Raw genomic sequence first — 24306 nt, forward strand, 5'->3', positions numbered from 1 at the left:
AGTCACCGAGGTCCCTGTGCGGACCATCACAGACTTTTGTTTGTTGGTCAAGCAAAAGACGGACGCCATGGACACAAAGACGCTCGTCCACGCGTAGAAGCGGCCGGATCAGGCCATCCCGACGCGCTCTGCGGCTGGCTATCCTCGGCTGGTGACCGCCGGCGCCGATCGTCCCCACGACTGGGCGGAGGTGCGCCTGCACGTGGTCACCGGCAAGGGCGGCACCGGCAAGTCGACCGTCGCAGCAGCGCTCGCCCTGGCCCTGGCCACGTCCGGTCGCAACGTGCTGCTCTGCGAGGTCGAGGGCCGCCAGGGCATCGCCCGCATGTTCGACGTCGACCCGCTCCCCTACGAGGAGCGCCGCCTCGCCAAGGGCGCGCCCGACGCGGACGGGCGCGCGGGCCAGGTCCACGCGCTCCACATCGATCCCGAGTCGGCGCTGCTCGAGTACCTCGCGATGTACTACAAGCTCGGACGGGCCGGTAAGGCCCTCGACCGCTTCGGCGTCATCGACTTCGCCACGACCATCGCGCCCGGGGTGCGCGACGTCCTCCTCACCGGCAAGGTCTACGAGGCCGTCCAGCGGCCCCGCGGCGGCCGCCACAAGGCCCAGATCACCTACGACGCCGTGGTGCTCGACGCGCCGCCCACCGGCCGCATCTGCCAGTTCCTCGGGGTCAACTCCGAGCTGGCCGGCCTCGCCAAGGTGGGCCCGATCAAGACACAGGCCGACAAGGTGATGGACCTGCTCCGCTCGCCGCGCACGGCGGTCCACCTCGTCACGATCCTCGAGGAGATGCCGGTGCAGGAGACCTCGGACGGCATCCGCGAGCTCCGCGCGGCGGGCCTGCCCGTCGGTGGCGTCGTGGTCAACCTCGTCCGCCCCCAGGCCCTCAGCCCGAGCGCACTGGCCCAGGTGCGCGACGACGCGGTCGACCCCACCGCGGTCACCTCCGAGCTCGCCCGGGCCCGCGTCGACGTCGACGCCGAGCTGGTGGCGTCGCTGATCGCCGAGGCCCGCGACCACGCCGTACGCCGTCACCTCGAGGACGAGCAGCGCGAGCTCGTCGCGGCCGAGGACGTGCCCACCTACGAGCTGCCCCGCCTCGCGAGCGGGATCGACCAGGGTGCGCTCGTCGAGCTCGCGCAGCTGCTCCGCCACCAGGGGATGGCATGACAACCACCCCGCCCGTGCTGGACGTCGACGCGATGCTCGACGACCAGACCACCGAGATCATCGTGTGCTGCGGCGCCGGCGGCGTCGGCAAGACCACGACGTCCGCCGCCCTCGCGCTCCGCGCCGCCGAGCGGGGGCGCAAGGTCGTGGTGCTGACCATCGACCCGGCCCGCCGGCTCGCGCAGTCGATGGGCATCGAGCAGCTCGACAACACGCCGCGGCCGGTCGCGGGCGTGCGTCCGTTGGCCGGGGAGGGTGGCTCGCTCGACGCGATGATGCTCGACATGAAGCGCACCTTCGACGAGGTGGTTGAGTCGCAGGCCAGCGCGGAGAAGGCCAGGCAGATCCTGGAGAACCCGTTCTACGTCGCCCTGTCGAGCTCGTTCGCGGGCACGCAGGAGTACATGGCGATGGAGAAGCTCGGCCAGCTGCACCGGCAGGCGCTGGCCGACGGCAGCCACGACCTGATCGTGGTCGACACCCCGCCCTCGCGCTCTGCGCTCGACTTCCTCGACGCACCCGAACGGCTCTCGAGCTTCCTCGACGGCCGCTTCATCCGACTGCTGCTCGCCCCGGCCCGCGGGCCGGCCAGGCTGATGACGGCCGGCTTCTCGGTCGTGACCAACGCGCTGACCAAGGTGCTCGGCGCCCAGGTGCTGCGTGACATGCAGACCTTCGTCGCCGCCTTCGACACCCTCTTCGGCGGCTTCCGGCAGCGAGCGGAGCAGACCTTCGCGTTGCTCCAGGCCGACGGCACGGCCTTCGTCGTGGTCGCGTCACCAGAGCCCGACGCGCTGCGCGAGGCGGCGTACTTCGTCGACCGGCTCACCGACGACGACATGCCGCTGGCCGGCCTGGTCGTCAACCGGGTCAGCCCGTCTGCCCGCACCGAGCTGTCGGCCGAGGCGGCGATCACGGCCGCCGACCGGCTGCAGTCGGGCGACTCATCGTCGCTCACCGCCGGCCTGCTGCGACTGCACGCCGACCGCGTCCGCATCATCGAGCGCGAGCAGCACCTGCGCGAGCGCTTCGCCGCGTCCCACCCGCAGGTGGCGACGGCGGTCGTGCCCGCGATGGCGAGCGACGTCCACGACCTCGACGGCCTCCGCGTGATCGGCGAGAGCCTGGCGAAGCAGGACTGATGTCGACGCGTCTCAGACGGAGACGGAGGGCGACTCGACCTTGGTGCGGGCGGTCTCGAGGATGGTGCGCCACGACGAGCCGGGACGACGGCGCAGCAGCGCCCGGCGCTCACGCTCGGTCATGCCGCCCCAGACACCCCACTCGATCTGGTTGTCCAGCGCCTCGGCGAGGCACTCGGTCCGCACGGGGCACCCCGCGCAGACCTGCTTGGCCTTGTTCTGCTCCGCGCCACGCACGAACAGTGCGTCCGGCGTGTCGCCCTTGCATGCGGCGCGTGCTGCCCAGTCCTCGACCCACATAAGTCAATCCCCACGGTATTTTCGAGCCGGTCAGCCGCCCCCATAGCGGCCATCCCTGACTCCGAATGAAAAGTAAACGAATCACCCTCGGTCCAGACAGGGGCCGTGTGGCTCAATTCGTATAGTCCGATGTGACTATCCGGCTGCGCGCCTGGAATTCCGGGTGCTATGCGTCCAGCCCGTACTCTGGTGCGCATGTCCTCACGCTCGTCCTCGCCCTCCGGACGCCCGCCGGGCCGTCCCGCCGGTCGCGTGGCGTCCCACCTCGCGGTCATGGCTGCCGTCGCGGTCGTCATGGGAGTCCTCGTCGCCTGCCTCGCCATCCCGTTCGCGGGCCTGGTCGGCGTGGCGGCCAAGGACGTCAGCAAGGGCATGGTCAACCTCCCCGAGTCGCTCGAGGCGAAGGACCTGTCGCAGAAGACGCGCATCTACGACGTCAACGGCAACCTGATCGCCTCGCTCTACGACCAGAACCGGATCAACGTGCCGCTGGGCTCGATCTCGCGCCCCATGGTCAAGGCGATCGTCGCGATCGAGGACTACCGCTTCTACGACCACGGCGCGCTCGACCTCAAGGGCACGCTCCGCGCCTTCGTCACCAACCAGGCCAACGGCGGCTCGGTCCAGGGTGGCTCGTCGATCACCCAGCAGATGGTCAAGCAGACGCTCCTCTACCAGGCGGAGACCGACGAGGAGCGCAAGGCCGCGACCGAGGAGACCTACGCGCGCAAGATCCGCGAGCTCCGCTACGCGATCGCGTTCGAGAAGAACCACACCAAGGACTGGATCCTCGAGCGCTACCTCAACATCGCCTACTTCGGCGACGGCGCCTTCGGCGTCCAGTCCGCAGCGCGTCACTTCTTCTCCAAGAACGCCAAGGACCTCAACCTGCTGGAGTCGGCGACGCTGGCCGGCCTGGTGAAGAACCCCGTGGGCTACGACCCGGTGGACAACCCGGAGCGCGCCGAGGGCCGACGCAACGTCGTGCTCGACCGGATGGCCCAGCTCGGCATCCTGACCGAGAAGAAGGCCGAGCGCCTCAAGGGCAAGCCCCTGGAGAAGACGCTCAAGATCGAGACCTCGCCCAACGGCTGCCAGCAGTCGCGGGCGCCGTTCTTCTGCGACTACGTCGTCAACTGGCTGCTCAAGGACCCCGTGCTCGGCGACACGCCCAAGGAGCGTCGCCGCACCCTCAACAACGGCGGCCTGACGATCAACACCACGATCGACCTCGACATGCAGAAGGCCGCCGACGAGTCCGTCTCGTCCCACGTCTACCAGACCGACCAGGCCATCGGCGGCCTGGCGATGATGGAGCCCGGCACCGGCGACGTCCGGGCGCTCGCCCAGTCCCGCCCGATGGGCAAGGACAAGAAGGGCGGCGAGACCTACCTCAACTACACCGTCCCCAAGAAGTACGGCGACGCCAACGGCTTCCAGGCCGGCTCGACGTTCAAGCTCTTCGTGCTCGCGGCCGCCATCAACCAGGGCATCCCGCTGAGCACCAGCATCAACTCGCCGCAGACGATGCACTTCGACGACTGGGACTTCGAGACCTGCGACGGCCCGTACGCCGGCGACCAGAAGGGCTGGGACCCGGAGAACTCCACCGGCGCCGGCACGTTCGACCTCTACTCCGGCACCCAGCACTCGGTGAACACCTTCTTCGCCCAGCTCGAGACCCGCACCGGCATGTGCGAGCCGCTCGAGCTCGCCAAGAAGATGGGCGTCAAGGTGCCCCAGGCCCAGCAGGTCCCGTCGTGGATCCTCGGCGTCTCCGACGCCGACCCGCTGACCATGGCGCAGGCCTACGCCACCTTCGCCGCCCGCGGCCTGCACTGCGACCCGCGCCCCGTCACCCAGGTGCTCGACTCGTCCGGCGCGTCGCTCAAGGACTTCTCCAGCCAGTGCGAGCAGGTCATGCCCGGCGCGACCGCCGACGCCGTGAACGACATCCTGCGCGGCGTGATGGAGCCCGGTGGGTTCGGGCAGAACATCGCCATCGACAAGCCCTCGGCAGGCAAGACCGGCACCAACAACAGCAACATGGCCGTGTGGTTCGTCGGTTACACCCCGACGCTCGCCACGGCGGCGATGGTCGCCGGTGCGAACGAGTTCGGCGAGTGGATGACCCTCAACGGGCAGACCGTCGGCGGCAGCTACATCAGCAGCGCCTTCGGCTCCACCGTCGCCGGCCCGATCTGGGGCGACGCGATGTCAGCGGCGTCGGCCAAGCTGCCCTACGAGGACTTCCAGGCGCCGCCCGGCGACGAGATCGCCGGCGTGCTCAGCACGGTGCCCGACGTGTCGGGCCAGAGCGTCGAGGCGGCGACCGCGGCCCTGCAAGCCGCCGGGTTCACCGTCGCCGACGGCGGCCAGGTCAACTCCGAGACCGGCGCCGGGCTGGTCGCCTACTCCTCACCCGGGGGCGGCACCCAGCTGAGCAGCGGCGACACCGTGACGCTCTACACCTCGACCGGCTACGTGCCCCCGCCGCCGTCCGCGGGCAACGGCGGTGGCGACGGCAACAACGGCAACGGCAACGGCGGCCGGGGTCGCGGCAACGGCGGCGGGCGCCGCTGACCGAGCGCCTCCCGCTCGGCGGATCAGGCGAGCTGCTTGCGCACCTCGGCCGCCACGGCGCCGCCGTCGGCGCGGCCCTTGACCTGGGGCGTGACGACGCCCATCACCTTGCCCATCGCGCGCATGCCCTCGCCGGACGCGCCGGTCTGCTCGATCGCGGCCGTGACGAGCCCGGCGATCTCCGCCTCGCTGAGCTGGGCGGGGAGGTACTCGGCGATGACCTCGCCCTCGGCGGCCTCCTTGGCGGCCATCTCCGTGCGGCCGCCCTCCTCGAACGCGACGGCCGCCTCGCGACGGCGCTTGGCCTCGGTGGACAGCACGCCGATGATGTCGTCGTCGGAGAGCTCACGGGCCTCCTTGCCGGCGACCTCGGCGTTGGTGATCGCGGTGAGCACCATCCGGATGGTCGAGGAGCGCAGCTCGTCACGCGCCTTCATGGCGGTGGTCAGGTCGGCGCGGAGACGGTCCTTCAGGGTGCTCATGTGGACCATTGTGGCAGCCTTGGCGAATGCCTTTCCTCCCCGTCGTACGCCGCACGCTCGGGCTCGGGACCCTCGCCGGCGTGGGACTGGCGACGTACGCCGCGTGGGAGGCCCGGCAGTACACCCTCCGCCGCGTCACCGTGCCGCTGCTGCCAGCTGGCCACGCCCCGCTGAAGGTGCTCCATCTCAGTGACATCCACATGGCACCCGACCAGCGGGCCAAGCAGGAGTGGTTGCGCGAGCTGGGCGACCTCGAGCCCGACCTGGTCGTCGACACGGGCGACAACCTCGCCCACATGCGCGCCGTGCCGGTGGTCGCCGACGCGCTCGGCGGGCTGCTCGACGTGCCGGGCGTCTACGTGCTCGGCTCCAACGACTACTACGCCCCGGGCATGCGCAACCCGCTGCGCTACCTGCTGCCCGACGACGGCAAGCGCAACACCTCGACGCCGCAGCTGCCGTGGCCCCAGCTCAAGGAGCGCTTCGGCGAGGCCGGCTGGCTCGACCTCACCAACGGCTTCGGGTCGCTGACCGTGCGGGGCACCAGGATCGCGTTCGTCGGCGTCGACGACCCCCACCTGGCGTACGACGACCTCGACCGCGTCGCCGGACCGGCGGACCCGACGGCCGATGTGCGCCTGGCGGTCGCCCACGCGCCGTACCTGCGCGTGCTCGACCGGTTCGCCGCCGACGGCTACGACGCGATCATCGCGGGCCACACCCACGGCGGCCAGGTCTGCCTCCCGGGAGGGCGCGCCCTGACCACGAACTGCGACCTCGAGCCCGAGCGAGCCCGTGGCCTGCACCGCCACCCCGCCGACTCTGCACCCGGCGACGAGGGATCCTCCTGGCTGCACGTGTCGGCCGGGCTCGGCACGAACCCCTACGTCCGCTTCCGGGTCGCCTGCCGTCCCGAGGCGACGCTGCTGACCCTGGTGCCCGCCGGCTGACCTCTCCGCCGGGACTCTTCCCAGCCGCGCCGCGCTGTGGTGGTGTGGGACCACGGAGAAGGGAGTCCCACGTGCCCGAGCTGATGGTCGACCTCATCGTGTCCCTCGACGGCTGGGCCGCCGCGGACGGCTGGCCCGGCCTGTGGGGCATGGGCGGGCCGGACTACTTCGCCTTCCTCGGCGAGCAGGAGGAGCACACCACGCTCATGGGGGCGACCACCTACCGGCTGATGTCCGGGATGGCGGACGAGGAGCCGGAGGCGTTCGCCGAGCTGGAGGCCATGGACAAGGTGGTCTTCTCCTCCACCCTGGACGAGCCGCTGGCCTGGTCCAACACCCGCCTCGTCGCCACCGATCCCGTCGCGGCCGTCCGCGACCTCAAGCAGGACGGGCCGCTGCCACTGCGCACGCTCGGAAGCCTGACGCTCGCCCGCTCGCTGGTCGTCGCCGGGCTCGTCGACCGGCTCCGGCTGGTCGTCTTCCCGGTCGTCAACGGCGCCACCGGACGCGACCGGGTCTTCGACGGCTACCCCGACGTGCGCCTCGAGCTCGTCGAGAGCAGGACCTTCGACGGCCGCCTCCAGCTCCTCGACTACGTCCCCACCGTGCTCGACCACCCGCCCCTCTCCTGAAGGAGCCCCACGTGCCGCTCGTCCGGGTCCACAACTTCTCGATCTCGCTCGACGGCTACGGCTCCGGCGAGCCGCAGTCCCTGGAGTCACCGTTCGGCCATGCCGGCGAGCGGCTGCACGAGTGGATGTTCGCCACCAGCTTCTGGGACCGCGAGACCGGCCAGCACGGGGTCGACGCCGTCTTCGCGGCCCGCCACGAGGTGGGCTTCGGCGCCGAGATCATGGGCGCCAACAAGTTCGGCCCGCCCGGGTGGCAGGACGACCCCGACTGGCGGGGCTGGTGGGGCGAGGACCCGCCGTTCCACACGCCGACGTACGTCCTGACGCACCGTCCCCGGCCCCCGCTCGAGATGGCGGGCGGGACGACCTTCCACTTCCTCGACGCCTCCCCCGCCGAGGCGCTCGCCGTCGCCCGCGAGGCCGCCGGTGACCTCGACGTGCGACTCGGTGGCGGCGCGACAGTGGTGCGTGACTTCGTCGCCGCGGGTCTGGTCGACCACCTCCACCTCGTCGTGGTGCCGATCGTGCTCGGGCGTGGGGTCCGGCTGTGGGACGGCCTCGAGGCGCTCGAGGACACCTTCGACATCGAGTCGGTGTCCTCGCCCAGCGGGGTCACCCACCTCACCTTCACCAAGCGGCGCTGAGCCCGTCCCACTGGGCCGGGGCGATTTCGGCAGCCCCCGGCCGCTCCGGTATGCTCGCCCGCGTTGCCCGGACTCCGCATCATCGGTCCGGGCGGCGGGCTGTGGCGCAGCTTGGTAGCGCGCCTCGTTCGGGACGAGGAGGCCGCAGGTTCAAATCCTGTCAGCCCGACCACCGGAGCTCCCGGACCCATCGCGGGTCCGGGAGCTCCTGTCATGTGGCACTGTGCCCCTCATGGCAGACGACCGTCCCCCGCTCGAGATGCCCTCCTTCTCGCTGCGGCGCAGGAGGAAGGCTCCCGAGCCCGTCCGCGTCTCCCGCAGGGTGCCGACGGTGGCGGTGCGCGGGCTGCCCGCAGCGATCCTCACCGGCGTCGTGGTCGGCGCGCTCGCCCTTGTGCTCGGATGGCTCGCCGGGATGGGCTGCGAGGCCGTACGCGGCACCTCGGCGTGCGGCGGCGGCCCCGGGCTGCTGATCCTGCTGGTCGTGCTCGCCGCGCTGGCGTGGGCCGGCAGCCTCCTGCTGCGGGCGCTCGCCGTGCCGCACCCCGGCTCGACCGCCCTCCTCGCCGTGGGGATCTTGGCGGTCCTGGTGCTGGTCTTCCTGCTCGGCTCGCTCGACGAGGTCTGGGCTCTCGTCGCCGTGCCGGCCGTGTCGGGGCTCGCCCACGCCGCGTCGTGGTGGGTCACCACGACCGCGGCCGGTGACGACACGGCCGATACCCCCGCGCGCGCGTCGTCGTACGACGTCCGCTGACGGAGGGTTGTCAGGCTCTCCTCGAGGTTGTCAGGCCGTGCACGGGCCGACGACCTCAGCGCGCGGCGGCGATCAGCTCCGCGATCTGCACGGTGTTGAGGGCGGCGCCCTTGCGGAGGTTGTCGTTGCTGATGAAGAGGGCGAGGCCGCGGTCGTCCGGGACGCCGGGGTCCTGGCGGAGCCGGCCGACGTAGGACGGGTCCTTGCCGGCCGCCTTGAGCGGGGTCGGCACCTCGTCGAGCTCCACGCCGGCCGCCGATCCGAGGATCTCGCGGGCGCGGGCGGGCGTCATGGGCCGCTCGAACTCGGCGTTGACCGCGAGCGAGTGACCCGTGAAGACCGGCACGCGGACACACAGGCCGGAGACCAAGAGGTCGGGGAGGCCGAGGATCTTGCGCGACTCGTTGCGGAGCTTCTGCTCCTCGTCGGTCTCGTTGAGGCCGTCGTCGACGACGGAGCCCGCCATCGGCAGGACGTTGTAGGCGATCGGCTCGACGTACTTCACCGGGTCGGGGAAGGCGATGGCGGAGCCGTCGTAGGCCAGCTCGCGCGCCTTGTCGCCCGCGGCTGCCACCGCGTTGGCGAGCTCGTCGACGCCGGCGACGCCGGAGCCGGAGACCGCTTGGTAGGACGACACGATCAACCGGGTCAGGCCGGCCTCGTCGTGCAGCGGCTTGAGGACCGGCATCGCGGCCATCGTGGTGCAGTTGGGGTTGGCGATCACGCCGCGCCCGGCCTCGATGACGCCGGCCATCGCGTCGGGGTTCACCTCGGACACCACCAGCGGGACGTCGGGGTCCTTGCGGAAGGCCGAGGAGTTGTCGACGACGATCACGCCCGCCGCGACGAACCTCGGCACGAGCGCGCGGGAGGTCGTGGCGCCGGCGGAGAACAGGGCGATGTCGAGCTCTGCCGGGTCGGCGGTCTCGGCGTCCTCGACCGTGATCTCGCGGTCGCCGAACGGCAGCACCGTGCCGGCCGAGCGCGAGGAGGCGAAGAAGCGGACCTGGTCGGCGGGGAAGTCACGCTCGAGCAGGATCTGGCGCATGGCGACGCCGACCTGCCCCGTCGCCCCGACGATGCCGATGTTCACGCGCTTGGTCATCGTCCGGTGCCTCCGTAGACCACGGCCTCGACCTCGTCGGCGTCGAGGTCGAACGCCGTGTGCGTGGCGCGGACGGCGTCGTCGACGACGTTCTCGTCCACGACGACCGAGATCCGGATCTCGGAGGTCGAGATCATCCCGATGTTGACCCCGGCCGAGGCGAGGGCGGCGAAGAACTTCGAGGTGATGCCGGGGTGGGAGCGCATGCCCGCACCGATGAGCGACACCTTGCCGATCTTGTCGTCGTAGAGCAGCTTGTCGTAGCCGACCTCGGCCTGGATCCGCGCCAGCGCGGTCATCGCGGTCTGGCCGTCGGTGCGCGGCAGCGTGAAGGAGATGTCGGTCAGGCTCGTCGCGGCGGCCGAGACGTTCTGCACGATCATGTCGAGGTTGATCTGCGCGTCGGCGAGGGCCTCGAAGATCCGGGCGGCCTCGCCCACCTTGTCGGGCACGCCGACGACGGTGATCTTGGCCTCGCTGCGGTCGTGGGCGACTCCGGCGATGATGGGCTGTTCCATGGTGTCTTCCTCGGGTCCCTGGAGGGCGGGGTCGCTGACGACCCAGGTCCCCTCGAGCTGGCTGAACGACGAACGGACGTGGATCGGGATGCCGTAGCGGCGGCCGTACTCGACACAGCGCAGGTGCAGGATCTTCGCGCCGCACGCGGCGAGCTCGAGCATCTCCTCGTAGGAGACCTTGCCGAGCTTGCGGGCGCTGGGCACGATGCGCGGGTCGGCGGTGAAGACGCCGTCGACGTCGGTGTAGATCTCGCAGACGTCGGCCTCGAGCGCTGCGGCCAGCGCCACCGCGGTGGTGTCGGTGCCGCCGCGGCCGAGCGTGGTGATCTCCTTGGTGTCGGCCGACACTCCCTGGAAGCCCGCCACGATGACGATGTGGCCCTCGCCGATCGCCTGGGTGATGCGCCCCGGCGTGACGTCGATGATCTTGGCCTTGCCGTGGACCGAGTCGGTGATCACGCCGGCCTGGGAGCCGGTGAACGAGCGGGCCGTGTAGCCCAGGTCGCTGATCGCCATGGCGACCAGCGCCATCGAGATGCGCTCACCGGCGGTGAGCAACATGTCCATCTCACGCGCCGGCGGCAGCGGCGAGACCCCGTTGGCGAGGTCGAGCAGGTCGTCGGTCGTGTCGCCCATGGCGGACACGGCGACGACCACGTCGTGACCGGACTTCTTGACGTCCACGATGCGCCGGGCGACGCGCTTGATGGCGTCGGCGTCGGCGAGCGAGGAGCCGCCGTACTTCTGCACGACAATGCCCACGGTTGTTCCTCGGGATCGGGGTGCGGCCCTCAGCGGCCGCGGTGCTCTGGCGTGCCCGATGGCGCCGTTGCCGCCAGGCCACCACCGATTCTACGGGCGCACGGCAGGGGCGCTCCCGAGCATCTCATCCGCGACCGCCACGGCGTCGGCGTCGGCCTCGAAGTCGGTGTCGAACCGGTCGTGCGCGACGACGGTAAGCAGGGCGTTGAGTGCCGCGCCCGCGAGGTTGCCCCAGTTGTTGACGTAGGAGAACTGCCACCACCACAGCGCCTCGTCGACGTTGCCGGCGCGATAGTGGCGCAGGCCGTTCTCCAGGTCGATGGCGATCGAGGCCAGGTCGTCGGAGAGGCGACTGACGACCACCTCGGGCACGTAGGGGTCGAAGACGAAGGAGTAGTCGTCGATGCCCTCGAGCATCTCGGCCAGGCGCAGCCGCAGGTCCTCGATGTCGGCCTCGGGCCCCACGTCGGGCTGGAACTCCTCGCGCGGCGTGAAGTCGTTCTGGGCACCCATCCGGGCACCGGCCAGGAGGACCTGGCTGATCTCGAGGAGCAGCAGCGAGACCGCCTGGGCCCCGTTGCCCTCGCGGGCGATGGCGCGCAGGGCGAGCAGGAAGCTCTCCACGGAGTCGGCGATCTGCTCGCCGAACACCTTCTCGTCGGTCTCGGTCACGGGACTGGTCTCCTTCCGACATCTGCGCAGCCGTCGATCACTCTGCTGATCTCCTTCCGGCGAACGCACGTCCGAGCGTGACCTCGTCGGCGTACTCGAGGTCACCGCCCACCGGCAGTCCACTCGCCAAGCGGGTCACGCGCAACCCCATCGGCAGCAGCAGGCGCGTGAGATAGGTCGCGGTGGCCTCGCCCTCGAGGTTGGGGTCGGTGGCGAGGATGACCTCGGTGACCGTGCCATCGGCCAGGCGGGGCATGAGCTCCTTGACGTGGAGCTGGTCGGGGCCGATGCCGTCGATGGGCGAGATGGCGCCGCCGAGCACGTGGTAGCGCCCGCGGAACTCCCGCGTGCGCTCGATCGCCACGACGTCCTTGTACTCCTCCACCACGCACAGGACGCTGGGGTCGCGGCGCTCGTCGCGGCAGATGCGGCACCGCTCGTCCTCGCTCACGTTGAAGCAGACCGAGCAGAACTTCACCTTGGCCTTGACCTCGATCAGCACGTCGGCGAGGCGGCGTACGTCGGTGGGCTCGGCCTGGAGCAGGTGGAAGGCGATGCGCTGCGCGCTCTTGGGACCGACACCCGGCAGCCGGCCGAGCTCGTCGATCAGGTCCTGGACGACACCTTCGTACAACGAGGTCCCCTCAGCCGAGCCCGGGGAGGCCGGGCATGCCGCCGCCCCCGCCGAGGCCCTCGGTCAGCGGGCCCAGCGAGTCGCCCGCGAGCGCCTCGGACTTGGCGCGCGCGTCGCGGTAGGCGGCGACGATGAGGTCGGACAGGTCGGACAGGTCGTCGGGGTCGCTCCCGTCGAACTCGCCCGATCGGATCGTGAGGCCGACCAGCTCGCCGACGCCGTTGGCGGTGACCGTCACGGCGCCGCCGGCGACGGTGCCCTCGACCGTCTGCTGGGCGAGCTCGGCCTGGGCCTCCTCGAGCTGCTGCTGCATCTGCTGGGCCTGCTGGAGCAGGGCGTTCATGTCGAAGCCGCCGCCACCGAGGGCGTCGAAGGGGTTCTGGGTCATCGGGTCTCCCGCTGCGGGTCTGGGGTGGGGTTGGGGCCGGTCATCGTCTCAGTCGTTCCTGATCTCTTCGATCAGCTTGGCGCCGAGCGTCTGGCTGAGCAGCGACTCGGTGTCGATCGCCGCGGAGTCGGCGTCGGGGTCGTCGGGGTCCACGTCGTCGTCGGCGGAGCGCACGGGTGCGGCCGGCTCGGCCGGGCCGCCGGCGCGGGCCGCCTCCAGCGCCTCGCGGGCGGGCGCGGCCGAGACCGGCGGAGGCGCGGGAGCAGACGGCGGGGCCGCGTCGTCGGTCACCCAGGACGGCGGGCCGTCGGGCGCCTCCTGCGCGGGAGGGCCGGGCGGTGCGGCCGGGGCAGCGGCTGCTGCGGAGGAGTCGACGGCCGCCTGGCGGACCACCGGGGCCTCCGCGGCCGCGCCCGACGGGTCGACGATCGACTCGACGCGCCAGTCCATGCCGACCACGTCGATGGCCGCCTGGCGCAGGATCTCGTCGCACCCGCCGTTGACGAACGAGTCACGCGCGCCGGCGTTGGCGAAGCCCACCGTGAGGCGGACGCCGTCGACGTCGACGACGTGGGCGTGCTGGGACAGCACCATCCACGCCAGGCGGCGACGGTTCTTGGTCTGCTCGAGGATGTCGGGCCACAGCCGGCGTACGTCGACGAGGCTGAGGCCGCCGCGCGGACCGGCCGGCTGCTCGGCGACCGGCGCGTCCGGGCCGGCCGCGGCTGCGGCGGCCGGGGCGGGCTCGGCCACGACGGGTGGCGCCTGCGGCGTCGCGGGCTGCGGCGGCGCGGATCCCGGCATCGGTGGGGGCGGCGGCGGGCCGTCGTCGCGGGCCGGCGACGCGGGCGCACCCGTGGGCGCCAGCGGCATGGGCGGCGGCGGGGCCGGATCGTCGCCGCGCGGGGCGACCTGCGGAGCGGGCTGGGCCGCAGCCGCGTGCGCCGCCTGGGGCGCCGTCGGGGATGCGGACGGCGCCGGGGCCGCGGCGGCCGGCCGGGACGGAGCCGAGGCGGGCGCCGGGGCGCCCGTGACGTCCATCCGGCGCTCGAGCCGCTCGAGGCGCGCCATCACGCCCTCGGCCGTGTGGTCGGCGCCCGGGAGCAGGACGCGGGCGCACAGGAGCTCGAGCAGCAGGCGGGGCGCGGTCGCGCCGCGCATCTCGGTGAGGCCGGCGGCCACGATGTCGGCGGCCCGGCTGAGCTCGATCGCTCCGAAGCGCGCGGCCTGGGCCACCAGGCGCTCGCCGGCGTCCTCCGAGACGTCGATCAGGCCGGTCGCCGGGGCGTCGGGGACGGCGGTGACGATGACGAGGTCGCGCAGGCGGCGGAGCAGGTCCTCGGTGAAGCGGCGCGGGTCCTGCCCGGTCTCCACCACCTTGTCGACGACGGAGAACACGGCAGCGCCGTCGCGCGTGGCGAACGCCTCGACCACCTCGTCGAGGAGCGAGTCGGGGGTGAACCCCAGCAGGTCGGTCGCGAGCTTGTGGGTGACGCCCGCCGCTCCGGCCCCGCCGAGCAGCTGGTCGAGGACGGACAGCGTGTCGCGCGCCGACCCGGCACCGGCCCGCACGACGAGCGGCAGGGCGGCCGGCTCGATCGCCACGCCCTCCTCGCCGGCGAGCTGGGACAGGTAGTCGCTGAGCAGCCGCGGCGGGATCAGCCGGAAGGGGTAGTGGTGGGTGCGCGAGCGGATGGTCGGCAGCACCTTGTCGGGCTCGGTCGTGGCGAAGATGAACCGCAGGTGGGGAGGCGGCTCCTCGACCAGCTTGAGCAGGGCGTTGAAGCCCTGCGTGGTGACCATGTGGGCCTCGTCGATGATGTAGACCTTGTAGCGGTCGCGCACCGGCGCGAAGAACGCCTTCTCGCGCAGGTCGCGGGCATCGTCCACACCACCGTGGGACGCTGCGTCGATCTCGATGACGTCGATGGAGCCGGGGCCGCCGCGGGCGAGGTCGCGGCAGCTGTCGCACTCACCGCACGGGTCGGAGATCGGCGCCTGCGCGCAGTTGAGCGCGCGGGCGAGGATGCGGGCCGAGGTGGTCTTGCCGCAGCCGCGCGGGCCGGAGAAGAGGTAGGCGTGGTTGACCCGGTTGGCCGCCAGCGCCGCCCGCAACGGCTCGGTGACGTGGTCCTGCCCGATGACCTCCTGGAAGGTCTCGGGCCGGTAGCGGCGATAGAGCGCGAGCGGTGACTCCACGTCCTGAACCCTAACCGTGCCCACCCACACCGACCACCGCGGGAGACCCGCCGTCGGACCGGCCGGGTCCGGACATGAAGAGGCCCCCCACGCACCCGTCAGAGCTCACTTACCCTTGCTGCCTTCCGGCCCTGGGGGAATTGGGCGAGGTGACGCCGCGTGGGGGGTTGCCGGGGAGTCTAGGCGAGGCCCGGACGGCCACCCAAACCCAGGGCCCGGCAGGCGATTTCACCGGCCACCGGACCGACCGGTACTCTCCTCCGCGGAGGTATCGCCTAGTGGCCTATGGCGCTCGCTTGGAAAGCGGGTTGGGTTAACAGCCCTCGGGGGTTCGAATCCCCCTACCTCCGCCGACACGAGGGCCCCGCACCAGCAGGTGCGGGGCCCTCGTCGTTCTCCGGGCGGGCGTACGCCGGTCACCGCAGCCGGGCCTGGAGGCCGTAGCGCCACTCCTCGGAGATCAGCAGGCTCCCCTCGTCGAGGCGCCGCTCGACCGCGTCGACGAGCATCGCCGAGGCCTTCTCGGGGTAGACGCGGTCCCAGGACAGCTCGGCGCGGTGCTCGAAGACGTTGTGGATGACGCTCACCATGAGGCCCTTGTCCACGGGCGGGGCGAGGAAGTTGCTGCCGGCGAGGAACGTCTCCGAGCGGTCCGAGCCGAAGCGCAGGGTCACGCACGGGACCTCGAGGACGTTGGCCTCCTCGACGATGCTGCCGGAGTCGGTGACGATCACCGCGCACATCGACATCGCCGCCACGACGTCGAGGTAGCTGTCCCAGACCGGGGTCGAGATCAGCGCGTCGCCGTACCGCGCCTCGAGGTCCTCCAGCCACTGCCGTCGTCCGAAGTTGTCGATCGCGGCCTCGGTGCCGAGGAGGCGGATGAACAGCACGTGGTGGCCCTGTTCGAGCAGCGCCTCCATGGCGTCCATGAGCAGGTTGAACCGGTCGTGGTTGGTGGTGTTCTCGCGGCGGTGGACGCAGAAGCGCAGGAACGAGCCGTCGCCCATCTGAGGGAACTTCTGCAGCACTTGGTTCCTGTCGCTGCCGGCGATCGCCTGCTCCAGCGCGTCGACGACCGAGTTGCCGACGACGTCGACCGCGGCCGGAGCGAAGCCCTCCTCGAGGAGGAACTCGCGGTTGAGCTCGACGGGGGCGGCGTGCAGGTCGGAACCGGCGTCGGCGACCCTGGTGTTGAACTGCTCCGGCGAGGGCTCGCGGCTGCCCCTGGCCCAGCTGCTGCGGTCGACCGACTGCTCCCGGAACGACGCCCAGTCGAGGTCGGCACCCTGCTCGAGCCAGCCCTTCAGGACCTCCGGCTTCGGCGAGAGCGTGCGCAGCCCGGCCTCGACGTGGACCAGTGCCTGCCGCTCGCCGAAGGTGGCGAGGGCGCCGGCCATCGCCGTGGTGGTGTCGCCGTGGACGTAGGTGATCGGGAAGCCGCCGCGCTCGGCGAAGCCGCGGAGGTAGAGCGCCAGCTTGGCGGTGATGCCGGACACCAGGTCGTTGACGCCGCCGCGCACCTCGAGGTTGATGTCCTCGCGGACGCCGAACTCGTCGAGCATCGACTGGGAGAGGTTGTGGTCGTAGTGCTGGCCGGTGTGGCACAGGACCACGTCGTGGCCGCGGTCGCGCAGCTCGTGGTAGATCGGCGCCTGCTTGATGATGTCGGGCTTGGTGCCGACGACGACGATGTGCTGGCTGTTCTCGTGGGACATGGGTTCCTTCGTGGGGAGCGTGCGTGGTCCGGGGCCGGGAGGCGGACCGTCAGAGGAGGTCCTCGCGGCTGCTGGCCGCGAGGAGCGAGCGGAGCCGCTCGAGGATGCCGGCGTCGAGCGCCTTCTGGCGGTCGAGCACGTAGACCGCGTCCTCGTGGGTGACCACGATCAGCCCCCGCGCGCCGAGCGTGACGACCGGCCTGCCGTCCATGCTCGCCACGAGGGTGTTCTCCGCGTCGAGCTGGAGCGCGGGGCCGATGGAGGTCACCCGCTGGTCGTCGAGGACCCGCTCCAGGCGCGTCCAGGTGCCGACGTCGGTCCAGCCCAGCTGCCGCGGGACGACGAGGCACTCCATGCCGGCCCACATCAGCGGGTAGATCTCGTGGCCGCCGATCGACGCACCGCGGTAGCCCTGGTCGGAGGTCGCCCCGCGGGCGAACCGCTCGATCGACTCGAAGATGAGGGGCAGCGCGGTGCGGTAGGCGTTGCACGCCTGCCCGACGTGCACGCCGTAGCAGGCGGTGTTCCAGAACAGGTTGCCCGACTCCCCCAGCTCCTCGACGACGTCCTGGTCGGGCTTCTCGTGGAACGAGTCGATCACCTGGACGGCGTCGTCCCCGCCCTTGGTGTGGATGTAGCCCAGGCTCGGGTCGAAGCGCGTCGGCTCGGCCCCGAGCACCACCATCGACCCGGGCGTCCGCTCGAGCTGCGCCAGCATCTCGCGGGAGGCTGCGTTGAAGGCGTCCTCCTCGGTGATGAGGTGGTCGGACGGCGCGACGAGCGCCGGCGCGTCGCCGTACTTGTGGAACAGGGTCGCGACGCTCAGCGCGAACGCCGTCGCGGGACCGGCCGGGTCCTCCTCGAGGATCAGGTTCTCCGGCGGCACCGGGCCGAGGGTCGCCCGGGCGGCGTCGGCGAAGCGGGCGCGTGTCGAGACGTGGATGCGGCTGGGGTCCACGATCTCGCTGAGCCGCTCGATGGTGCCCCTGAGCAGCGGGCGGTCGCGGACGACCGGCTGGAACTGCTTGGGCGCGCGGTCCCTGCTGATCGGCCACAGGCGCGAGCCCTGGCCACCCGCGAGGATGACGGCGACGGGCTCGTCGGAGGTCTCAGGCATGCCCTGATTCCATCATGCGCCGCAGCGGACCGGCACGCCTCGACGGGCGTCGCGCGGGACGGCTCACCGTCGCAGCAACGGGCGCAGCATGAAGGCGAGCGCGAGGAGCGACCCGGCGACGAGGCCCGACCACAGCAGGATCGCGCGCGGCGTGCCGAACAGGTCGATGCGCTCGGGCGCCGGCGGCGCCTGGGCGTCGGCGCGGACCTCCTGCACGGTGGCCTCGACCTTGCCCTTGCGGCCCGGCTTGAGCTCCCGGGTGAGCGCGTCGTGCACCTGGACGACTCCCGCCCCGGTCCACGGGTTGGCCGACGTGCCGTCTGGTCCCTCGGGGGCGCCGGCGCCCTCGGTCGTCGCCTGCAGCCGGGCGACGAGCTGCTGCGGTGTCTCGCGGGGGAAGCGCTGCTTGAGCAGCGCCATGGCACCGCTGACCTCCGCGCTCGCCCACGAGGTCGCGACCTCGCCGACCACGCAGACCTGGCCGGTGGCGTTGGCCGAGATCGCGCCCAGGGTCGGTGCGGCGACGTCGGTGTCCAGGTTGGGTACGACGTAGGTGCTGGGGTTCTCGTCGCCGGGCGGGGTGGCGCTGACCGCGAGCACGCCGGGGTAGTCGGCCGGGAAGACGTCGGCGTCGTTGTCGGGCGTGCCCGCGAAGCCGGAGTCGGGGGTGCCGGGCGCGACGTTGCCGGCTGCGGCGACCACGACGACACCGAGGTCGACCAGGCGCGCGACGGCCGCCTCGAGCACCGGGTCGGGCTGGCGCACGGCGAGCGAGATGTTGACGATGTCGACCTGCTGCTGCGGCTGCGCGCGGATCAGTGCGTCGATGCCCGCCGCGATGCCCGCCGAGGTCAGCGGCCGCTCGCCCTGGGTGGTGTCGGCGTCCGCGGCGTCGTAGACCTTGACGTCGAAGACCTGGGCATCCGGGGCCATGCCGCGGGGTCCGGCGATGAGCCCCGCGACGATCGTGCCGTGGCCCGAGAGGCGGCTGTCGGGGTTGACGCCCGGGATGGCCGTCCGCCCGGCGACGTCGAGCCCCTCGATGTCCACCGTCCCGCTGTCGATCACGGCGATCTTCACGCCCCGACCGGTGGCGACGTCGTGCGCCTGGTCGACGTGCATCCGCTCGAAGGCGAGGTTGTCCTTCTCGTGGGTGTCTGCCAGCCGCTCGGAGTCCGGCACCTCGGTCTCGAGGCAGGGCGCGTCGTGGTCGGCGGCGGCCGGGGCGGCGCCCAGCGGCACGACCGACGCGGCGAGCAGACCTGCGGCGAGCGTCGTACGCACGAACGGGAGGCGCAGCCGGGGACGACCCGGAGACGGTGCGGCCATCAGCCGGCGTCCGCGGCCGCGTCGTCCGCCGGCGGCGCGTCCTCGGGGACCCGGCGCGCGCTGTTGGTCGACAGCTGCACGCCCGGCTGGAAGAACTCGAGCCACGCGCTCGGCACGAGCGGCGGGTCGACGTCGCCGTAGCCGAGGAAGTCGGGGACCTCGGAGCCCACCAGCTCGTACTTCTCACCCTTGGGGTCGATGACGTAGCGGGTGCCGGCGTCGGCGGCCTCGCCGGAGCCGGACAGGACGTAGGCACCGGCGCTCGGCTCGACGTCGACGGCGTGGCGGCCCGGGCGCACCTCGGCGCCGAACGGGTCGGCGGCCCCGGTCGGGTTGGTCGCAAGGCTGAAGGTGGCGTCGGCTCCGGTCGCGGGGTGGAGCACCGCGCACAACGCGCCGTTGGTGATCGGCTGCGGCACCTCGCTCGGCCACTCCGGCGGCGTGCTGGGCTCACCGAACGAGGCGGAGAGGTCACCCGAGAGCTCCTGCGCGGGCTCCTGCACGACGCCGTAGACCATGCCCGCGAAGTCGCTGAGGCGCTCGGGTGCCTCGTCGCCGAGCAGGTAGTAGGAGCCGCTGCTCGAGAGCAGCAGGTCGCCGATGCGGTAGCGCGAGAGGTCGGTGCCGGTGCTGCCGTAGGGGACGCGCTCACCGGGCCGGGTGACCCCGAACGACGCCTGCTCGAGCGGCTCGCCGAGCCGGAACAGGTTCAGCCAGTCGGGGTCGACCTCGGTCGCCGACGCCCCGAACCCGAGCCGGTCGCCCAGGGTCGAGGACTGCGTCTCGTCCTCGGGCATGGGGAAGCGGTAGGCGCTGCCCTGCTTGCTCCCGACCGGCGGTGCGGTGGCGATCAGCCAGGTCGTGCCCTCGCTGCGCACGAGGAAGGCAGATCCCGCCAGGTCCTCGACGGACGGGGTGCGCTGCACCGCGACCTTGATGCCGACCCCGTCGCCGGTGCAGGCGGTCCAGCCGTCGTCGACCAGCTCGCCCGCCGACGGGAGGCTGGCGGGCGCGGCGTCGATGCCGAGGTCCTCGCCGAGCTGCACGGTGCGGATGTACTTGTCACGCACGGTGAACGGCGTGAGCTCGGCCTGCCCGAGCAGCAGCTGGGCGGAGACGTAGTTGGGCACCCGCTGGAGCAGCGGGTCGTCGCCGCCACGCAGGACGACGTACTGCTCGCCGGTGTCCTTGGAGATCACGAAGCTGCCCTCGTCGAGCCACTGCGCGGGCGGGCGCCCGAGCAGGAAACCCGCGATCGCGGCACCGGCGAGGAGCAGCACGGACAGGGCGACGCCGCCGATCAGCACGCGGCCGGGACGGACCGGCTCCACCTCGCGGCCGCCCGGGGCGCCGGAGACGAAGGCGGTGACGAGGCGGCGCCGGCTGAAGGCGTGGGCCTCGACGAGGTCCTTCTTGGTGGCCATCTGTTCCAGCCCGCCTCAGCCAGCCACCGCGGAGACGAAGCCGGCCGCGAGGACCATCAGCGGGAGCAGCGCGAGCAGGGTCATCGTCTCGACGATGTCGCCGATGCGGCCGCGGCGCACCGACGGCGAGGCGGGCACGAGCGTCAGCGCGAGCAGGACGGCACCGATGCCGGCGAGACCGATAGCGGCGCCGGCGCGCCAGCCGGTGTGGATGAGCAGCATCGACAGGGCCACCGAGACCAGGCCGAGGATGCCTGAGGCGAGCCCGGCGAGCACCTCCGAGCCCGTGCGGTACTGGCGGGTGCGGAACATGACGGCCAGGCAGCACACGGCCGCGAGGACCGTGCCGTAGACGCCGCGCCCGACGGCGAACGGGGCGAGGAGGACGAGGAGGGTGCCGACCGTGGCGGAGACCGCGAGCAGGATCTCGTGGCCCACGCGGGCGTCGTCGGCGACCTCGTCCGGGTCGATCTCGTCGGGGTCGGCGGTGATGTCGTGCAGCGAGTAGAGCTGGTCGACCTTGGTGCCGGTCACCCCGAGGGCGAGCCACGGGAAGATGCTGCCTGCCAGGACGACCAGGGTGAGCAGGACGACGAAGACCACGGACGGCTCGAGCGAGAACACCTGGATGAGCACCGAGCCCGCGACGAGCACTGCACCGACCACGACGGCCGGGATGACGAGCGCCCGGCCCTCCTGCAGGCCGACCACCGCGACCAGCCCGACGGCGAGGACGCCGAGCCCGGCAAAGAGGAGCGGGTCGGCGAAGAACGCGTCGTCGAGGGGCCAGCTCCAGTCGGGCAGGTCACCGGGCGCGAGCAGGAGCCCGGCGACCGCGGCGTAGAGGGCGGCCAGCAGCGAGACGACGACACCCGCCTCGGGCTCGCCCTGGGCGCGGGTCAGGACGATGCCGCCCACCACGAGGAGCCCGGCGATCACGGCCGCGGCGACGCCGCCGAGGAGGCTCTCGCCCTGCAGCAGGAGGGCCAGCGCGCCGAGGCCGAGCAGGATGCTGCCCGCGCCCAGCGCCGTACGCCGTCCCGCGGCCGGCTCCCACGGCTTGAGCTCGTTCTCGACGACGTCGGCCATCGCCTCGACGACGTCGTCGTAGACACGCGGAGCCTTGTCGTCGACGCCGGCGGTGACGGTGAGGAGGCCGCCGTCCTCGATGCCCTGCATCGTCAGACCGGCGTTGTCGGCCAGGATCCGACCCTCCTGGGTCACCAGGCGGTAGCCGCCGTAGACGGTGGAGGCGTCCAGCAGGCCGACCGAGCGGGCGAGCTCGGGCACGAGCTCGGCGACCGGGATGGAGCCCGGCAGCACGAGATCGACCCGGCGAGATCCCGAGGCGATGGTCACCCGGACCAGGCCTGAGGCGACCGAGGACCCCTGACTCATTGGTGTTTCCCCCTGAATGTCCTTGCACCTGCGTCGGCCGGGCGGCCGGAGCACTGAACGGGGAGCAGCCTAGGCGAAAGCCGCTCGCGAAAATGCCACGAGGCCGGACGCCCCCGGAGGGACGACCGGCCTCGGACGGTGTGCGGTGCTCAGAAGCGGTTGGCGCCCCGGGCGTCGGCCGCCTTGTACTCGGCGTTGGACGCGTCGACACCCTGGCTGGCCTGCTGGAGGAGCAGCGTCATCTCGGACATCGCCTGGTCCCACTTGGCCTTGGCCTGGTCGTAGGCCATCTTGGCGTTACCGTTCCAGTCCGACTTGAGGGGGTTGAGCTCGTTCTCGAGCTGGTCGAGGCGGGCCTCGATGTCCTTGGCCGCCTTCATCACGTCGGCCGCACCGGCGTCGAGGCTGCCGTGCTGGACCTTGATTCCGTCGAAAGTCATGTCGATCTCCTAGATCTCAGAAGTCGGGTGCCGGCGTCAGCCGAGACGGCCCTGGAGGTTGGCGTGGTTGGCGGACTGCGACTCGTCGGTCGACACGTTGTCGCGCTCCGTCTCCTTCATCGAGGCCGAGAGCTGGTCGAGGGCCTTGAGGATGGTCTCCTGCTTCTGGTCCCACGCGATCATCAGGTTGTTGAACGCGGTGGCACCCTGGCCGCCCCATCCGCCCATCATCGTCTGGATGTTGCCGGAGAGGACGCCGCACTTGTTCTTCACGTCGCCGCGGGCCTGGTCGACGAAGTCGGCGCCCTTGGAGAGGGCCTTCTCTGTCTGGCCGTACATCTCGCTCATGAAAGATCCTTCTCCCTCGGTGGTCGAACCCGCCGAGTGTTGTGTGTTGATGACTCACTGGGTGGTGATCCGGTGCTCGGGGAGACGTCCCGGCCCCCCGCGCTGACGTGCATCTACCCGGCCGATCTGGGGCTAAACATCAGGAGGTCATTTCCCACAGGCGTCGGAAGACACCGGCCGCGACCACCAGCGCCGCGAAGGCGAAGCTGCCGCACAACGACTCGGCGACCTCGGCGCGCCGCGACCACCAGACCGACCGCCAGCCGCGGCCGGTGGCCACGGCCGCGGCGAGCGCGATCACACCCAGCGCGACGGTGACGTAGAAGAACGTGTCGACGTGGCCAGCACCGGCACCCGCGACGAGGTGGGCGGCGAGGGACACCAGGGCCCCGAGCCCGGCCAGCCGCAGCAGCACGCGCGCGGCCGCGTGGCGGTAGGACCGGGCAGCGAGGAGCAGCGAGAAGCCCGCGAACAGGACGAGGCAGCGGGCGCCGATGCGGTCGAGGTCGATGCTGGCCGCGTGCAGCAGCAGCGGGCTGGCGACCAGCACCGTCACCAGGATGGCGGCCGCCGCACCCGTGACGATCCGCGAGGCGCGGCGCACCAGGCGCTCCATCGCGTCGGCGGAGACCACGACACGGCCGCGGCGAGCCCGGCGCTGGTTGTCGCGGGCCGACCAGGCGGTGACGGCGAGCCGGTCGAGGTCGAGCAGCGCCTCGTCGGGCACGTTGACGGCGAGCGAGGGCGCGAACCGTGCCGCCATCATCGCGAGGAAGACCAGCAGCGACCAGGCGACCCGGGCGTCCCAGCCGAGCATCGCCGGGACGGCGCAGCACGCGAACACCGTGAGCCCGCTGACGATCCACACCGTGCCCACCTCGTCGGCGCCGACCGACAGGGCGCGGCCGATGCCGGCGACGACCGCCGCCGCGATGCCGGCGGCACCGAGGATCGCCGGCAGCAGGTGGACACCCGGTTCGTGGAGCGCGGCGAACGCCGCGGCGGCGGCGAAGGCCGGCGCGGCCGAGGCGCGCTGACGGGCGTGGCGACCGACCGGCAGCACGCCGACCAGCGCGCAGCCGAGCAGCACCCCGACGGTGACGGTGCGTACGACGTCGTCGCCCGCGCGGGCGGCGTACCACCCGGCGAGGACGGCCACCAGCGCGGCGACCCACGCGATCATCGCGGCCAGCGCCGGGCTCTCCGGTGCGTTCCTGGCGGTGTCGAGGAGGGTCACCCGGCGCGGTCGGTGCACGCTCGTCGTGGCGACGAGGACGTCACCGGGCTGGATGCCCGCCTCGCTCAGCGGCAGGGCGGCCTTGAGCCGCTCGCCGAGGGCGGTCTGCAGCAGCGGGATGCCGGGTACGTCGGCCTGCTTGGCGTACTCGCGCGCGACGTCGACCGCGGTCGCGCCGGCAGGCACGACGAGGTCGAGCACCCCGGCCGGGCCGTGGATGCTCAGCGCGATGGTCGCGCCAGCGCTGCTGGACATCGCGACGTCCGACACCGATTCCCCCTTCGCGTTGCCCACGGAACGGCCCCACTCCGCTGGAGAGTAGTCGCAGGTGCGGCTCACGTGGCAGCCCACCT

The 24306-nt window shown here is 72.0% G+C and carries 23 protein-coding genes, 2 tRNA genes and 1 other RNA gene; 9 read left to right on the forward strand and 17 right to left on the reverse strand.

What is annotated here, in order from left to right:
• The first annotated feature begins 151 nt into the window (after positions 1–151).
• Together bagA and bagB are read left to right on the forward strand one after the other, a co-directional pair.
• On the forward strand, positions 152–1177 hold the full coding sequence (gene bagA, locus AC3A3L_RS06725; protein WP_487639232.1) for an ATPase BagA: 1026 nt from the start codon (positions 152–154) through the stop codon (positions 1175–1177).
• Positions 1174–2319 carry an ATPase BagB gene (bagB, locus tag AC3A3L_RS06730; RefSeq protein ID WP_487639233.1) on the forward strand — a complete coding sequence of 382 codons (1146 nt, stop codon included), beginning with the start codon at positions 1174–1176 and terminating at the stop codon, positions 2317–2319. The genes bagA and bagB overlap by 4 nt, the downstream gene beginning before the upstream one ends.
• Positions 2320–2331: 12 nt before the next feature.
• Here the strand turns inward: bagB and AC3A3L_RS06735 are convergent, their stop codons facing one another.
• On the reverse strand, positions 2332–2619 hold the full coding sequence (locus AC3A3L_RS06735; protein ID WP_268113740.1) for a WhiB family transcriptional regulator: 288 nt from the start codon (positions 2617–2619) through the stop codon (positions 2332–2334).
• A gap of 195 nt (positions 2620–2814) precedes the next feature.
• Here AC3A3L_RS06735 and AC3A3L_RS06740 point away from each other — a divergent pair, with 195 nt between their 5' ends.
• A complete protein-coding gene (locus AC3A3L_RS06740) occupies positions 2815–5202 on the forward strand; it encodes a transglycosylase domain-containing protein (protein ID WP_487639234.1) in 2388 nt (795 codons plus the stop codon).
• A gap of 23 nt (positions 5203–5225) precedes the next feature.
• On the opposite strand, the gene AC3A3L_RS06745 is transcribed toward AC3A3L_RS06740, so the two are convergent.
• Positions 5226–5684: a GatB/YqeY domain-containing protein gene (locus AC3A3L_RS06745; RefSeq protein WP_487639235.1), complete on the reverse strand. Its 459-nt coding sequence runs from the start codon at positions 5682–5684 to the stop codon at positions 5226–5228.
• A 26-nt stretch (positions 5685–5710) separates the two neighbouring features.
• Here AC3A3L_RS06745 and AC3A3L_RS06750 point away from each other — a divergent pair, with 26 nt between their 5' ends.
• The 5 genes from AC3A3L_RS06750 (at position 5711) to AC3A3L_RS06770 (ending at position 8664) form a co-directional block, all read left to right on the forward strand.
• Positions 5711–6634, forward strand: a complete 924-nt coding sequence (locus AC3A3L_RS06750) for a metallophosphoesterase (protein WP_487639236.1) — start codon at positions 5711–5713, stop codon at positions 6632–6634.
• A gap of 71 nt (positions 6635–6705) precedes the next feature.
• Complete coding sequence (locus AC3A3L_RS06755; protein WP_487639237.1) at positions 6706–7266, forward strand: dihydrofolate reductase family protein; 561 nt, start codon at positions 6706–6708, stop codon at positions 7264–7266.
• 11 nt (positions 7267–7277) lie between these two features.
• Positions 7278–7910 carry a dihydrofolate reductase family protein gene (locus tag AC3A3L_RS06760; RefSeq protein ID WP_487639238.1) on the forward strand — a complete coding sequence of 211 codons (633 nt, stop codon included), beginning with the start codon at positions 7278–7280 and terminating at the stop codon, positions 7908–7910.
• 95 nt (positions 7911–8005) lie between these two features.
• Positions 8006–8082 (forward strand) — tRNA-Pro (locus tag AC3A3L_RS06765).
• A gap of 60 nt (positions 8083–8142) precedes the next feature.
• On the forward strand, positions 8143–8664 hold the full coding sequence (locus AC3A3L_RS06770) for a hypothetical protein (protein WP_487639239.1): 522 nt from the start codon (positions 8143–8145) through the stop codon (positions 8662–8664).
• A gap of 55 nt (positions 8665–8719) precedes the next feature.
• Here AC3A3L_RS06770 and AC3A3L_RS06775 read toward each other — a convergent pair whose 3' ends face one another.
• The 7 genes from AC3A3L_RS06775 to ffs form a co-directional block, all read right to left on the reverse strand.
• Positions 8720–9769, reverse strand: a complete 1050-nt coding sequence (locus AC3A3L_RS06775; protein WP_487639240.1) for an aspartate-semialdehyde dehydrogenase — start codon at positions 9767–9769, stop codon at positions 8720–8722.
• A complete protein-coding gene (locus tag AC3A3L_RS06780; RefSeq protein WP_487639241.1) occupies positions 9766–11049 on the reverse strand; it encodes an aspartate kinase in 1284 nt (427 codons plus the stop codon). Before AC3A3L_RS06780 ends, AC3A3L_RS06775 begins: the two co-directional genes overlap by 4 nt.
• 90 nt (positions 11050–11139) lie before the next feature.
• Positions 11140–11721, reverse strand: coding sequence for a DUF5063 domain-containing protein (locus AC3A3L_RS06785; protein WP_487639242.1), 582 nt, complete (start codon positions 11719–11721; stop codon positions 11140–11142).
• A 37-nt stretch (positions 11722–11758) separates the two neighbouring features.
• A complete protein-coding gene (gene recR / locus AC3A3L_RS06790; protein ID WP_487639243.1) occupies positions 11759–12355 on the reverse strand; it encodes a recombination mediator RecR in 597 nt (198 codons plus the stop codon).
• 10 nt (positions 12356–12365) lie between these two features.
• A complete protein-coding gene (locus AC3A3L_RS06795; protein ID WP_487639244.1) occupies positions 12366–12743 on the reverse strand; it encodes a YbaB/EbfC family nucleoid-associated protein in 378 nt (125 codons plus the stop codon).
• A gap of 48 nt (positions 12744–12791) precedes the next feature.
• A complete protein-coding gene (locus tag AC3A3L_RS06800) occupies positions 12792–14942 on the reverse strand; it encodes a DNA polymerase III subunit gamma and tau (RefSeq protein WP_487639245.1) in 2151 nt (716 codons plus the stop codon).
• A gap of 78 nt (positions 14943–15020) precedes the next feature.
• An RNA gene (ffs, locus tag AC3A3L_RS06805) (signal recognition particle sRNA small type) lies at positions 15021–15111 on the reverse strand.
• Between the two features lie 95 nt (positions 15112–15206).
• Between ffs and AC3A3L_RS06810 the strand changes: the two genes are divergently transcribed.
• Positions 15207–15292: transfer RNA gene (locus AC3A3L_RS06810), tRNA-Ser, on the forward strand.
• A 66-nt stretch (positions 15293–15358) separates the two neighbouring features.
• Here AC3A3L_RS06810 and AC3A3L_RS06815 read toward each other — a convergent pair.
• From AC3A3L_RS06815 to AC3A3L_RS06850, 8 genes are all read right to left on the reverse strand, one after another.
• Positions 15359–16660, reverse strand: a complete 1302-nt coding sequence (locus AC3A3L_RS06815) for a UDP-N-acetyl glucosamine 2-epimerase (protein WP_487639246.1) — start codon at positions 16658–16660, stop codon at positions 15359–15361.
• A 49-nt stretch (positions 16661–16709) separates the two neighbouring features.
• Complete coding sequence (locus AC3A3L_RS06820; protein ID WP_487639247.1) at positions 16710–17777, reverse strand: sugar phosphate nucleotidyltransferase; 1068 nt, start codon at positions 17775–17777, stop codon at positions 16710–16712.
• Between the two features lie 63 nt (positions 17778–17840).
• Positions 17841–19106: a S8 family serine peptidase gene (locus AC3A3L_RS06825; protein ID WP_487639248.1), complete on the reverse strand. Its 1266-nt coding sequence runs from the start codon at positions 19104–19106 to the stop codon at positions 17841–17843.
• The gene (locus AC3A3L_RS06830) at positions 19106–20530 is read right to left on the reverse strand and encodes a type VII secretion protein EccB (RefSeq protein ID WP_487639249.1); all 1425 of its coding nucleotides are present in this window, start codon (positions 20528–20530) and stop codon (positions 19106–19108) included. Before AC3A3L_RS06830 ends, AC3A3L_RS06825 begins: the two co-directional genes overlap by 1 nt.
• A 15-nt stretch (positions 20531–20545) precedes the next feature.
• Positions 20546–21928 carry a type VII secretion integral membrane protein EccD gene (eccD, locus tag AC3A3L_RS06835; protein ID WP_487639250.1) on the reverse strand — a complete coding sequence of 461 codons (1383 nt, stop codon included), beginning with the start codon at positions 21926–21928 and terminating at the stop codon, positions 20546–20548.
• 149 nt (positions 21929–22077) lie between these two features.
• Positions 22078–22368 (reverse strand): WXG100 family type VII secretion target, encoded by a 291-nt coding sequence (locus AC3A3L_RS06840; RefSeq protein ID WP_268113972.1) that lies wholly within the window; start codon positions 22366–22368, stop codon positions 22078–22080.
• 36 nt (positions 22369–22404) lie between these two features.
• On the reverse strand, positions 22405–22716 hold the full coding sequence (locus AC3A3L_RS06845) for a WXG100 family type VII secretion target (RefSeq protein ID WP_179618679.1): 312 nt from the start codon (positions 22714–22716) through the stop codon (positions 22405–22407).
• A 139-nt stretch (positions 22717–22855) separates the two neighbouring features.
• Complete coding sequence (locus AC3A3L_RS06850; RefSeq protein WP_487639251.1) at positions 22856–24208, reverse strand: ubiquitin family protein; 1353 nt, start codon at positions 24206–24208, stop codon at positions 22856–22858.
• Positions 24209–24306: the final 98 nt, after the last annotated feature.

The sequence above is a fragment of the Nocardioides sp. Soil_C_8 genome, from assembly GCF_057656315.1.

Bases quoted from the DNA above. Each gene is read 5' to 3' on its own strand.
- bagB (WP_487639233.1), top strand. From the start codon at position 1,174: ATGACAACCACCCCGCCCGTGCTGGACGTCGACGCGATGCTCGACGAC.
- AC3A3L_RS06735 (WP_268113740.1), bottom strand. From the start codon at position 2,619: ATGTGGGTCGAGGACTGGGCAGCACGCGCCGCATGCAAGGGCGACACG.
- AC3A3L_RS06740 (WP_487639234.1), top strand. From the start codon at position 2,815: ATGTCCTCACGCTCGTCCTCGCCCTCCGGACGCCCGCCGGGCCGTCCC.
- AC3A3L_RS06745 (WP_487639235.1), bottom strand. From the start codon at position 5,684: ATGAGCACCCTGAAGGACCGTCTCCGCGCCGACCTGACCACCGCCATG.
- AC3A3L_RS06750 (WP_487639236.1), top strand. From the start codon at position 5,711: ATGCCTTTCCTCCCCGTCGTACGCCGCACGCTCGGGCTCGGGACCCTC.
- AC3A3L_RS06770 (WP_487639239.1), top strand. From the start codon at position 8,143: ATGGCAGACGACCGTCCCCCGCTCGAGATGCCCTCCTTCTCGCTGCGG.
- AC3A3L_RS06775 (WP_487639240.1), bottom strand. From the start codon at position 9,769: ATGACCAAGCGCGTGAACATCGGCATCGTCGGGGCGACGGGGCAGGTC.
- AC3A3L_RS06795 (WP_487639244.1), bottom strand. From the start codon at position 12,743: ATGACCCAGAACCCCTTCGACGCCCTCGGTGGCGGCGGCTTCGACATG.
- AC3A3L_RS06815 (WP_487639246.1), bottom strand. From the start codon at position 16,660: ATGTCCCACGAGAACAGCCAGCACATCGTCGTCGTCGGCACCAAGCCC.
- AC3A3L_RS06820 (WP_487639247.1), bottom strand. From the start codon at position 17,777: ATGCCTGAGACCTCCGACGAGCCCGTCGCCGTCATCCTCGCGGGTGGC.
- AC3A3L_RS06825 (WP_487639248.1), bottom strand. From the start codon at position 19,106: ATGGCCGCACCGTCTCCGGGTCGTCCCCGGCTGCGCCTCCCGTTCGTG.
- AC3A3L_RS06830 (WP_487639249.1), bottom strand. From the start codon at position 20,530: ATGGCCACCAAGAAGGACCTCGTCGAGGCCCACGCCTTCAGCCGGCGC.
- eccD (WP_487639250.1), bottom strand. From the start codon at position 21,928: ATGAGTCAGGGGTCCTCGGTCGCCTCAGGCCTGGTCCGGGTGACCATC.
- AC3A3L_RS06840 (WP_268113972.1), bottom strand. From the start codon at position 22,368: ATGACTTTCGACGGAATCAAGGTCCAGCACGGCAGCCTCGACGCCGGT.
- AC3A3L_RS06845 (WP_179618679.1), bottom strand. From the start codon at position 22,716: ATGAGCGAGATGTACGGCCAGACAGAGAAGGCCCTCTCCAAGGGCGCC.
- AC3A3L_RS06850 (WP_487639251.1), bottom strand. From the start codon at position 24,208: ATGTCCAGCAGCGCTGGCGCGACCATCGCGCTGAGCATCCACGGCCCG.